The following is a 12,124-nucleotide window of genomic DNA, read 5'->3' on the forward strand; positions in this document are numbered from 1 at the left end:
TACTTGTGACATAACTCGCTTGATAGTTGTGGTTGTTGTTACTCAAATTCTCTGTTTTGCTATCCATAGAAACAAAAAAGCGACCGAAGCCGCTTAGTTCTGTTCAACAGTTGTCTACTTGATGTGCTTTACCCCACCAAGTGAACAACGTTAGTCTTCGTTGATAGAAGAGATCTTATGGATAGAAAGATCCGCACCGTTGAATTCATCTTCTTCACTTAAGCGTAGGCCTGTTAGTTTGCTCAACACACCGTATACGATTAACGCGCCGACGAAAGCAACAGCAACACCTGCGACTGTACCAATCAACTGAGAAGCAAAGCTCACGCCGCCTAGACCCCAGAAAGCTTGTTGGCCGAAGATACCAGCAGCAACGCCACCCCAGGCACCACATACGCCGTGTAGAGGCCATACACCCAGTACATCATCGATCTGTGTTTTGTTTTGCATATAAGTAAATAGGTAAACAAACAGCGCACCTGCCACAGCGCCCGTCACCAAAGCGCCAAGTGGGTGCATCAAATCTGAGCCCGCACAGATAGCGACGAGACCAGCCAAAGGACCATTGTGGATGAAGCCCGGGTCATTTTTACCTGCAATTAGAGCCGCAAGAATACCGCCAACCATGGCCATGAGAGAGTTCATTGCCACGAGACCGCTGATGCCATTGATCGCTTGAGCTGACATCACGTTAAAGCCAAACCAACCCACACATAAGATCCAAGAGCCTAGTGCTAAGAATGGGATATTCGATGGTGCGAAGTTGGTGTGTTTGCCTGCACGGATTCGACCTTTACGCATCCCTAAGAAGTAAACTGCGACCAAAGCAATCCAACCACCTACGCCGTGAACCACTACCGAGCCTGCGAAGTCATGGAACACGTAACCAAACTGACCTTCTAGCCAATCTTGGAATCCAAAGTTGCCGTTCCAAATGATGCCTTCAAAAAATGGATAGATGAAACCAACCGTAAACAGTGTCGCAATCAAAATTGGATAGAAACGAGCACGCTCTGCGATACCACCAGAAACAATCGCAGGAATTGCCGCTGCGAATGTCATTAGGAAGAAGAACTTAACCAGTTCATATCCGTTGCCTTGCGAAAGTGTTTCTGCGTCTGCAAAAAAGTGTGCACCGTAAGCAACCCAGTAACCGATAAAGAAGTAAGCAATGGCGGAGACACCAAAGTCGGAAAGGATCTTAACCAGCGCGTTGACTTGGTTCTTCTTTCGAACGGTACCGACTTCTAGAAATGCAAAGCCAGCGTGCATCAAGAAAACCATGATGGCGCCGAGTAATAGGAATAAAGTATCTGAACTTTGGGTAAGGGTTTGTACTGCACTATGAACTTGAGTCACCGTTTCACTCATTAAAGCATTCTCCTTCGCTTTATCTGATTTGCACTGATATCGTGCGATTCAATGTTGTAATTAATTAAAGACTCAACAGTGAACGCAAGATGCGTTCCAAGTGTGTGGTGTAATTTTCGTGCAACAGTTTTTGCTTTTAACTTACTGATTAATTGATAATAAATTTATCGGTGCACTTTCTTGGTTCTTAATGAGCGTGAAAATGGAAACAGGAATTGCACCAATTAAGGGAGTTGCACCATATTGAAGCGGTCAATACTATGCTTCATTAAGTTTCGTTGCTGATTAGAAACAAAAAGCCCAATGACCGAAATCATTGGGCTTTCAAAAGGACTATTGTGCTAGATAATTCGCTATCTAGTGAGCCGATACTCGACTACAAGTTTGGACCTGTTGTCGGGTTTTGCGGTAGGTTTTGACTTAAACGCTGCATACCTTGATACATACGAATAAACCAAACCACAATCGCAACACCACCAAGCAACATGCCTACATACGGGATGTAGTAAGCGATGTCATCGATAATGTGGTTTTGATACCAGTAATCGTTCACACCAATCAACACCCCATTAGAGGTCGCTACCGTCACGATAAGCACAACAAAGAACGTCAGGTTCAAGAAGAACGAGCGAATCAAGCCGTAGTAATGGGTATCCACTACTTCGCCGTCTTCACCTTTATCTAAACGATAGCCCGCGTAGATGATGGCAATTACACCAGAGAGAAGACAAGTAAATGGTGTAAAACAGCTGAGGATGTAAGCAACCCAAATACCTTTATGAGGTTTGTTCATTCTTATTCACCCCTTCACTTTTCTCTGTTGCTGCGTTAGCGCTTTGTTCAACGCCGTTTTTCTCTTGTTCCATCACTTCTTTGTACCAAAGGTCATGGTGCTCTTTTGCCCAAGTTTCATCAACTTCGCCTGTTACCATGCCTTCTAGTGCGCCTTCCATACCGAACAAGCCGATGTAGATGTGGAACACGAAACCACAGATAAGGATCAAAGCAGCCAACATGTGGACTAGGTTTGAAAGCTCCATATCACGACGCGTTTGACCGAAGATTGGGAAGTCTAAAACCAAGCCACTGATCGCAGCCACACTACCCATTACAATCAATAGCCAGAACAGCGCTTTCTCACCCGCGTTGGAAAACTCTGCAGATGGATGAGAACCTTTATGTTTCCCGACCATACCACCTAGTTTCATGAACCACTGGATATCGACCATCTTGAAGATAGACTTGCGCCACCACTTGATAAGAACAGCCATCAACAGCACATAGAAAATTGGGCCGATGTAGTTGTGGTATTGCTTAGCTAGTAGAACGATGAAGCCCCACAGATCCGTTGGAATGTACGGCTTCAAGAAGTGCTTACCGTAAACCAACATCAAACCACTGAACGCCAGTGTTAAGAAGGTAAACGCCATACTCCAGTGCAAGGCACGGTCTAGTCGAGACCAACGTTTGATCTTACGGCCTGTTCTTGGCGCGCTTAGCATTAGCGGGCCAATCACAACGTACATTAGAGTAACGAAAGCAATACTGCCAAAGATAGCGACAGCACCGGCTGGTGACATCCACTTCTCTTTCAATATGTACCACGCTTGACCTGGGGTACTGATCAACACACCGTGCTCAGCCGATTGAGATGTGGTGTAACCTTCTTCACCGTTTCTTACTTGTCGCCAAAAATCAGCGCCAGCAAGTTGTGTGATTTCTCTTTCAGCAGAGCTCGATTGAGTTTGTGATGAGTTCGTCTCAGATGCATGACTCAAAGGAGACAGCATTGTTAGTGCTGCCAACATTGGCAGCACAACAAGGAAGAGACGCTTAAACATTGTAAGCATATGTCTCTCCTAACTAGCTCTTCATCGCATCGTAAGAAAGGTCATTGCCGTCTGTCCAGCCTGCACCCTTCGCACCACGTTCAACAACACGCTGGCGGAATACATCAGAGACTTTCTCTGCATCACCCGCTAGCAGTGCTTTGGTCGAACATAAAGAAGCACACATTGGTAGCTTGCCTTCAGCAATACGGTTCGCACCGTACTTCTGACGTTCTTCCACAGAACCTGGCTCTGTTTCTGGGCCGCCAGCACAGAAGGTACATTTGTCCATTTTACCGCGCTCACCAAAGGCTTCCTGTTTAGGAAATTGAGGTGCGCCAAACGGACAAGCAAACAAGCAGTAACCACAACCGATACACAGATCTTTATTGTGAAGTACGATGCCGTCTTCCGTATGTTCAAAACAGTCTGCCGGGCAAACTGCCATACAAGGGGCATCAGTACAGTGCATACACGCTACTGAGATAGAGTTTTCACCTGGTTCGCCATCGTTCAGTGTCACAACGCGACGACGTTGAATACCCCATTCCAGAGCATCATCATTTTCATTCTTACATGCAGTGACACAACCGTTACATTCGATACAACGCTTGGTGTCACAAAGAAATTTCATTCTAGCCATTTTAAGACTCCTTACGCTTTACGAATATTACAAAGGGTTACTTTCGTTTCCTGCATCAACGTGACAGGGTCGTAACCGTATGTGGTTGCTGTGTTAGCAGCTTCACCAATAACGTAAGGATCAGTGCCTTCTGGGTACTTAGAACGCAAATCTTCGCCTTGGAACTTACCACCGAAGTGGAATGGGATGAATGCCAGACCCGGTTTCACACGACGTGTAACCATCGCTTTCACCTTAATACGGCCCTTCTCTGCACCCTCAACCCAAACATCGTCACCGTCTTTAAAGCCAATGTCGTTTGCGTCTTTCGGGTTCACTTCAACAAACATCTCTTGTTGAAGTTCTGCTAGCCATGGGTTTGAACGGGTTTCTTCACCACCACCTTCGTACTCAACCAAACGACCAGAGGTCAGGATAATCGGGTATTCGCCAGATTTGTCTTGCTCTTGAATCGACTTGTAAAGCGTAGGAACACGGAAGATAGCTTCTTTGTCGTCCCACGTTGGGTAATCAGCAACTAGGTCGCGACGTGGCGTGTAAAGTGGCTCACGGTGCAGTGGTACACGGTCTGGGAATGTCCAAACAATCGCACGTGCTTTCGCATTACCAAATGGGATACAGCCGTGTTTAATTGCCACACGTTGGATACCACCTGAAACGTCAGTCTTCCAGTTTTTGCCTTCAGCAGCCGCTTTCTCTTCTGCAGTTAGATCATCCCACCAACCCAGTTGTTTCAGTAGTTTGTCACTGAACTCTGGGTAGCCGTCTTTGATCTCACAGCCTTTCGAGTAGCTGTCTTCTGCCAGTAGGCTTTGACCTTCAAACTCAACACCAAAACGAGTACGGAAGTTACCACCACCTTCAGCAACCGTCTTAGACGTATCGTAAAGGATGTGTGTACCCGGATGTTTCATCTCTGGTGTGCCCCAACATGGCCAAGGTAGACCGTAAGTCTCGCCATTTGCTGGACCGCCTTCTGCTTCTAGAGACGTTTTGTGGAATGTGTGCCAATTCTGTTGGTGTTCTTTCAAACGCTCAGGGCTTTGGCCTGTGTAGCCGATTGTCCACATACCTTTGTTGAATTCACGTGTAATATCTTCAATCAGTGGTTGGTTGTTCTCAACACGGATGTTTTTGAACAGCTGATCAGAGAAACCAAGCTTCTTAGAAAGCAGGTACATGATTTCGTGGTCAGGTTTAGATTCGAATAGAGGATCAACAACCTTGTCACGCCACTGTAGAGAACGGTTTGACGCCGTTACACTGCCGTAGGTTTCAAACTGAGTCGTTGCTGGTAGCAGGTAAACGCCGTCGGTACGATCATTCATTACCGCTGCAACCGTTGGGTATGGGTCAACAATAACCATCATATCCAGCTTCTGCATTGCTTTTTTCATCTCTGGACCACGAGTCTGAGAGTTCACCGCGTGACCCCAGTAGAACATGGCACGGATGTTTTCGCGTTGGCGAATCTTGTCTTTGTCTTCAAGTACGCCATCAACCCAACGAGATACAGGAATACCTGCACTGTTCATTGGTTTTTGACCGCCGTATGCGTTGTCGTCGAAACGGCCTTTCACCCAGTCAAAGTCGATATCCCAAACTTTTGACCAGTGACGCCAAGAACCTTCAGACAAGCCGTAGTAGCCTGGAAGTGTGTCTGACAGTACGCCAAGGTCAGTTGCGCCCTGTACGTTATCGTGACCACGGAAGATGTTTGCACCGCCACCTGATTTACCGATGTTACCTAGCGCAAGCTCAAGTACACAGTAAGCGCGTGTGTTGTTGTTACCAGTCGTGTGCTGAGTACCACCCATACACCAAACGATACAACCCGGACGGTTTTCAGAAAGTAGTTTCGCGGTGTGGTATACGTCTTTTTCACTAACACCAGTTACGCGTTCAACTTCTGCTGGGTTCCACTTCGCGACTTCTTCACGGATCTCGTCCATGCCGAATACACGTTGTTTAATGAACTCTTTGTCTTCCCATTGGTTTGCAAAGACGTGCCATAACACACCCCAGATAAACGCAACGTCTGAACCTGGGCGAAGAGAAACATAGTGATCAGATTTCGCAGCAGTACGCGTACGACGAGGATCCGCAACAACGATCTTACAGTTGTTCTTCTCTTTCGCGATTAAGATGTGCTGCATCGCAACCGGGTGAGCTTCTGCTGGGTTCGAACCAATGAACAGCATCGATTTACAGTTGTGCATGTCATTGAACGAGTTTGTCATTGCACCGTAACCCCAAGTGTTCGCAACACCGGCTACTGTGGTTGAGTGACAAATACGTGCTTGGTGGTCAACGTTGTTGGTGCCCCAAAGCGAAGCCATCTTACGGAATGCATAAGCTTGCTCGTTACTGTGTTTCGCACTACCTAGGAAGTAAACTGAATCAGGGCCAGACTCTTTACGAAGTTCTAGCGCTTTGTTACCGATCTCTTCAATCGCTTGTTCCCAAGAAAGCTTCTTCCACTTACCGCCTTCCAATTTCATTGGGTACTTAAGACGACGTTCACCGTGGCCGTGCTCACGAAGTGCTGCACCTTTCGCACAGTGTCCACCAGCGTTGAATGGGTGATCGAATGCAGGCTCTTGACCTGTCCATACGCCATTTTGAACTTCAGCGTAGATACCACAACCCACAGAACAGTGAGAACAGATAGTACGTTTCACTTCTGTTTTCGCTTCTGGATCGACTGATTTAGCCTGTGCTTTCTTCATCATACCTGGTGCAAATAGACTTGCGCCTACCACTGCGCCACCAGCAGCTAATGAAGTGTTTTTCATGAAGGCACGTCGAGACACACCTAGCTGATTGGTTTCTTTGCTCACACTATCGGAGCGTTTGACAAGTTTCATCCGTTATCTCCTAAAGTGTGTCGTAGTAATCGCGAATGTGTTGCGTCTCACGATACCCTGTCTTCTTCACGTCTTCTTTCGAAATTTCAACAGTTTCTGAAGCGGTTGCCACTTTAGTTGTACCAGCGACAACGGCACCAGCAACGGCTGCAGTCGTCAAGCCTTTGAGTAGATCCCTACGGCTTGTATTTATATCTTTATTATCTTTCATCATTGCTTCCTTACCTTACGGTAGATCTTTTTTTGGAGGCTTAATGCCCCTCTATCGATATAATCGCGTACTGCTCGATTACTCGTAATCAGTGACGTTTTTCACATCAATCTTTAATTTGTGCTTACTGCTTTTTGTATTCACGCTAAAACGCACTTGTTCTAACGTTAAGAATGCTTCACACAGTTGAGCGGCCGATTTGTAGAAGTTCGCGCTTTCTGCCCCTTCAAGCTGACGCGTGAAAGAGTTAAACCAAGGGCCAAGGTGCTTATTGAATACCGCCTGTTGCAGTGCTTCTTCTTCAGCCGTTAGCATCGCCATCACTTCACACAGTGCTGCGATATGATCTTCCGGCTCTTTCACTTGATCGTCACGCTCAATGCCTAAAAGCTCTAAGTCATGACGAATCTCTGCCAATGGTTTTTCCATCATGGCGCCAGTGCGATGCCAAGAACCAAATGGAACGACTTCTCCACGCCCAATACCGATGAACAAATCTTGATATTCGTCTTCAAGAGCTTCACGGTTTGATTCTGTTGCCGCTTGTTGAATGGCAATCCAAGCCTTTTGCATTGCGCTTTCAGACGCTTCAATATCGAGTGTTTTTAGAAAGTCGATCACCTCTTCAGAAGGTGCGCTGCGAAACAGTGCGGATAGAACCAAATAGATCTCAGTTCTTAGTGTCTGTTCTTGTGCCTGATCCAAATTCGTTTCCAAGGCTAACTCCTAGTATTTCAATTGTTTCAATGGGTCTTGAGCCATTGAATCGAACATATCCACCACACGGCAGTCTTCACACATAGCAATACGATTAATCGCTGCTTCATCTGAAAAGTGAGAGTGACCGCGTAACTTGTTCTGTAACATGTCAATCATAGACTGAGGTGCGAATGGTTTATGGCAACGTACACATTCCGCAGCTTTCTCTTCATGAATCACAACTGCTTTTTGACGTTCTTCTTTTACCCAGTTCATACGAGGCGTAAGAGTCAGAACATTTTCAGGACATGCCTTTTCACACAAGCCACATTGAATACAGTCTTGTTCTACAAATTTAAGTGATGGAGAAGCCCCGTCGGTATGAAGTGCACGTGTCGGACACACAGCCACACAGCTCATACATAACGTACAATCTTTGCTATCACACGAAACGTTGCCGTAAGGTGCGTTTGACGGAAGCTCAACAATATTTTCAACAGGAATACGAGCTGAAGACATCGCATCAAGTGCTGTAAATAGACGTTGGCGCTTGTTGCCTTGAAGATCGCCAAGTGCAAGGTCGAATGAATCCACACAAAGTGTTGGAGGACATTCACGTAGAGATTCTAAGTACAGAATATCGATGGTTTCTTTTGGAATACCGATTTGATCTAGTAGTTCTTGAGCAATCCCTACTTCGTTATTTAGAACACGAATGATCGTTTCTGGCATAAAGCGAGATGCGGCAAACAGAACCTGAGTTGCGCCATTAACTAAAGCTGCAAACCAAGTATCGATACCAATAGATGGCAGTTCTTCTACGACAATTGGAATCACGTTATCTGGCAGTGCTTTTAGCGCCATTACATTGTAAGTCTCATGACGAGAGCTACAGATAAGTACGATTGGATCCAGACCGCCCGCTTGCTCATAATTAGCTAGCGTACGTTCAATAAACTTTTGAGTGTCATCAGGGTTTGGCAGCGCATAGGTAATCGCTTCTGTAGGACAACTAGTTGCACAAGTACCAACGCCTTGACATAGGTAAGGGTTAATCTCAATCTTGTGACCCGTCTTATCAGAGCCTTCACTTGATAGTGCGCCAGCAGGACAAGCATCTACACAACGCTCACAGCCTTTTACGCCACGAGAACTGTGCGCGCAAAGGTCAGTGTCGAGACGGAAGAACTTAGGCTTATCAAATGTGCCCATAAGCGTTGGAATCTCTTCCAGTGCTTCAGCAAGTTTTGGATAGCCACGACCTACTGGGTAATAACCCGGTACAGGTACTTCTTCTGTCATGCAGCTATTCAGACATAGGTCTAAAACAACATCGAAACAATCGTGATTAATCGCGACTTTCGCTAGATTGCTTGATGTGCCTTTGTTTTCGATCACAACTTCAAACGTGCCAAGGAAACCGGATACTTGAACCGAATTCGCAAAGTACAGTTCTGGGTTTGTGCCCTTTTCGCCATCTGTTGACAATAAGGTTAGGCTCGTCAATTGAGGTAATTGAGCCGCAGCACTTTCAATGATCGCAGTTGGACCAATAACAAGTGTATTACCGCCGCTTTCGTAGCTAACAGTAGGTGGAATCAGATTTGTTAACTCAACTGTATTTTCAAATGCATACAGTCTTGCTTTAGCGTTATTTGAATTTGCTTGTTCTAATAATTGTTTAAGCATTGCTCAGTTCCATCTTTGGACATGGATAATCTGTTCAACCTTTATTGTAGTAAGCGAGAGAGAACTTGCTGAGTAATCCGTTAACAACTAACCCTTTAGCCAGTGTGTCGATCGTCAGACCGTGAACTCATCTATCTACAAAAAAGTTGATAATGAACGTTATTTTGCAAATGCCATGCCAATTTAATATGCCTTATATTTCAGTGATTTAATCCTATATAACGTTTATTGTGCGTATAAAAAAACCGCTTGGGACATTTTGTCGCAAGCGGTTCATTGAGTGTTTAGTCAAAATGTACCTATTCTTTGTGTGGTATATTTTGTCCCACCTCTTTCAGGTCTGCTTCGTCTGACATTGTAGCGTTATTATCCGATACTGTGTTTTTATACAGTTCTTTTTCTTGTTCGGTTATTTCGGCACTTTCTGACGTTTCAAGTTTATTATCAGATACCTCAAGATCGCTTTCAGAATTTTCTAAAACTTCACCTTCGTCTTTATTATCAATGATTTGCTCTTCTTCTGGCGCAGTTTCTTCTTCCGTTTTGTCTTTAACCCAATCACGCAAGGTTTCCGCAACCCCTTCAGAAAGAGACTTCAAATTACTGTAATCGTCGTCGTAATCATCTAAACCATCACGAACGTTGAATTCTTCTGAGAGGAATAATTTACGCAATGCCGCTTTTTTTACGCTTTCTGAAGCTTCTGACACCAATAATTGAGCAACAGACAAGTCTTCAGTCGTTTCTGATGCTATCTCCTGAGAGTCAATAGTTTGAGAATCGACAGCGTGTTCTGGAGACTCTTTTTCCAAAGTTCCACGTTCTAGTGACTCCGATGTTTCTGCGTCTATAGATGAAGCAGCAGACGAAGCCTCAGTGGAAGTAAGCTCAGTTTCCTCAAGCGTTTGTTGCGCTTCTAAAGGTTGGTCGGTTGATTCATCAAGCTTTCGTTGATACCAACGGCTAAAAAAGTTAGTTGCCATTTGATCGACCCGCGCCTTTACGTTTCTTACGTCTTGCTTCTAATAACTCGCCATGACGACCGATGAATGCTTCCATCCAAGCTTGTACAGGCAATGGCATGTCGTAAGACAATACTTGGTTATCTCCGTCCATGTATTGGCCTGCGACTGTTTGTGATGCTGTCAGTAATTGAATAATAGGTTTACCGGAGTCAACATTATCCATAACTAAGAATAGCTTAGGTTGCTGAGAGCTTAGATTGAAGCGGTAGTCGGTACGTTCGTCTTTGTGCAACTGAAGCAAACATACGTCTTGGGCATCGTCTTCTGGCGACAGTTCAAACCCCGTCAATTCCCATTGCGTCGTTACCCAAATACCTGTTTTGATCTCTTTCTCTATTCTTCGGACACCTATTGGCCAAGCTGATTCTGTTTTTTCGTAGTGTTCTTGGAATTCTTTTATCTCAGACATACTGCACCCAATTGATTTTCTTTATTCTGATCGTACGTAGGACATTTTGTACTTCGCATAATCATATACCCTCTACAAAGCAATAAACACGCCAATACATTTTAAGTCCTGCTCTGTCTTTAGTGCGTTTGTCGTAAAGTTACCCCTATAACGTTAGTCGATCGCGCTGGTTTGAGACAGTTAGTCTCGGTGAACTCTCATATTTTGCGCTATTTTAATCGAATGCTTCATGTTTTCTCGAATAGCCGCTATTTTGGAATGAGAATTGCTAAATGCTTGAGTTAAAGCTAAGACTGACTAAGTGACAGAGAACGCATGTATTCTAAAGAGTCGTATGATGACTCTTGCCTAACTTCTTATCCCTTATAATCGCTATCTCATTAAGTAGGACGTGACTGTGGTAAAACCAAACATAATAAAAACCAGTGAAAACCCACTTCAGACCATCGAAGTTGAAGTGTTTGATGAATATGGCGAAAAGCTAACGAAACAAATTGCGTGCGAGCGCCCTCTTACCGTTATGTTGAACTGGAAAGAGATCGTAACTCTAATGACATTGGGTTCACGCCCGGAAGCATTAGTCTTGGGTTATTTGAAAAACCAAAGCTTCCTTTCTGATCCAGAAGCCGTTGAATCAATCATCATCGACTGGGAAACCAGCTCAGCAGCGGTTATCACCAAAGAAGATACGAGCCAACTTGAGCAAGCGCTTAAGAAGAAGACAGTTACCTCTGGCTGTGGCCAAGGTACCATGTATGGCAACGTGATGAAGCAATTGGAAGATTACCAAGTGCCTCAAACCAAGATTAAGCAATCTGAAATCTATACGGCTCTAGAAGCGCTGACTCATTATAACGACACCTACAAGAAAGCGGGTGCGGTTCATGGTTGTGCTGTTTGCAAAGACGACAAGGTTCTATCGTTTGTTGAAGATGTTGGCCGACACAATGCCGTTGATACATTGGCTGGTGAGATGTGGCTTAACAAAGAGACAGGTGAAGATAAGATCTTCTACACCACAGGCCGTTTAACGTCTGAGATGGTGATTAAGGTTGCGCAGATGGGAATCCCTGTTCTACTGTCACGCTCTGGCGTTACACAAATGGGCTTAGATTTAGCGCAGAAGTTCGGCATCACTACGATTGCTCGCGCTAAAGGTTTACGCTTCCAAGTGTTCACGGGTGCAGACAAGATTGATTTTGATGTGAAAGGTGAATAATCAGCAGTCGGAAAAAAGCGTAGGTTTGATTGGTGATTCACTAACCGCTTCTAATTGTAAAGTTCTGATGTAAATAGTTAGTGACCCATCAAGGATAAATACATAGAAACTTAACTAGATACAAAAACGCCGTCATGCTTTTTAGTATGACGGCGTTTTTAA

At 44.9% G+C, this 12,124-nt stretch carries 11 protein-coding genes; 1 reads left to right on the top strand and 10 read right to left on the bottom strand.

The genetic code is table 11. The annotated features are described in order from the left end of the window. Window positions 1-150 precede the first annotated feature (150 nt). From A6D97_RS19475 to A6D97_RS19520, 10 genes are all read right to left on the bottom strand, one after another. Window positions 151-1,371, bottom strand: a complete 1,221-nt coding sequence (locus A6D97_RS19475) for an ammonium transporter (protein ID WP_065585065.1) — start codon at window positions 1,369-1,371, stop codon at window positions 151-153. A gap of 376 nt (window positions 1,372-1,747) precedes the next feature. Further along, on the bottom strand, window positions 1,748-2,164 hold the full coding sequence (locus A6D97_RS19480) for a hypothetical protein (RefSeq protein ID WP_065585066.1): 417 nt from the start codon (window positions 2,162-2,164) through the stop codon (window positions 1,748-1,750). After that, window positions 2,148-3,221, bottom strand: coding sequence for a formate dehydrogenase subunit gamma (locus A6D97_RS19485; protein ID WP_065585067.1), 1,074 nt, complete (start codon window positions 3,219-3,221; stop codon window positions 2,148-2,150). Before A6D97_RS19485 ends, A6D97_RS19480 begins: the two co-directional genes overlap by 17 nt. Before the next feature lie 13 nt (window positions 3,222-3,234). Then, window positions 3,235-3,843: a formate dehydrogenase FDH3 subunit beta gene (fdh3B, locus tag A6D97_RS19490; RefSeq protein ID WP_004733723.1), complete on the bottom strand. Its 609-nt coding sequence runs from the start codon at window positions 3,841-3,843 to the stop codon at window positions 3,235-3,237. Between the two features lie 11 nt (window positions 3,844-3,854). Beyond that, a complete protein-coding gene (locus A6D97_RS19495) occupies window positions 3,855-6,710 on the bottom strand; it encodes a formate dehydrogenase subunit alpha (RefSeq protein ID WP_017063869.1) in 2,856 nt (951 codons plus the stop codon). 10 nt (window positions 6,711-6,720) lie between these two features. Beyond that, window positions 6,721-6,921, bottom strand: a complete 201-nt coding sequence (locus A6D97_RS19500; RefSeq protein ID WP_008217926.1) for a twin-arginine translocation signal domain-containing protein — start codon at window positions 6,919-6,921, stop codon at window positions 6,721-6,723. A 78-nt stretch (window positions 6,922-6,999) separates the two neighbouring features. Next, window positions 7,000-7,638 carry a molecular chaperone TorD family protein gene (locus tag A6D97_RS19505; protein ID WP_017059621.1) on the bottom strand — a complete coding sequence of 213 codons (639 nt, stop codon included), beginning with the start codon at window positions 7,636-7,638 and terminating at the stop codon, window positions 7,000-7,002. Between the two features lie 9 nt (window positions 7,639-7,647). Next, a complete protein-coding gene (locus A6D97_RS19510; RefSeq protein WP_017059620.1) occupies window positions 7,648-9,309 on the bottom strand; it encodes a 4Fe-4S dicluster domain-containing protein in 1,662 nt (553 codons plus the stop codon). A gap of 299 nt (window positions 9,310-9,608) precedes the next feature. Continuing rightward, on the bottom strand, window positions 9,609-10,292 hold the full coding sequence (locus tag A6D97_RS19515; RefSeq protein WP_065585068.1) for a DUF3306 domain-containing protein: 684 nt from the start codon (window positions 10,290-10,292) through the stop codon (window positions 9,609-9,611). After that, window positions 10,282-10,743: a DUF3305 domain-containing protein gene (locus A6D97_RS19520; protein WP_065585069.1), complete on the bottom strand. Its 462-nt coding sequence runs from the start codon at window positions 10,741-10,743 to the stop codon at window positions 10,282-10,284. The genes A6D97_RS19515 and A6D97_RS19520 overlap by 11 nt, the downstream gene beginning before the upstream one ends. A gap of 397 nt (window positions 10,744-11,140) precedes the next feature. On the opposite strand from A6D97_RS19520, the gene A6D97_RS19525 reads away from it, so the two are divergent. Then, entirely contained in the window at window positions 11,141-11,962 is an 822-nt protein-coding gene (locus A6D97_RS19525) for a formate dehydrogenase accessory sulfurtransferase FdhD (RefSeq protein WP_017068189.1), read from the top strand. Window positions 11,963-12,124 lie beyond the last annotated feature (162 nt).

Source organism: Vibrio sp. ZF57, assembly GCF_001691235.1.
GTDB lineage: Bacteria > Pseudomonadota > Gammaproteobacteria > Enterobacterales > Vibrionaceae > Vibrio > Vibrio crassostreae_C.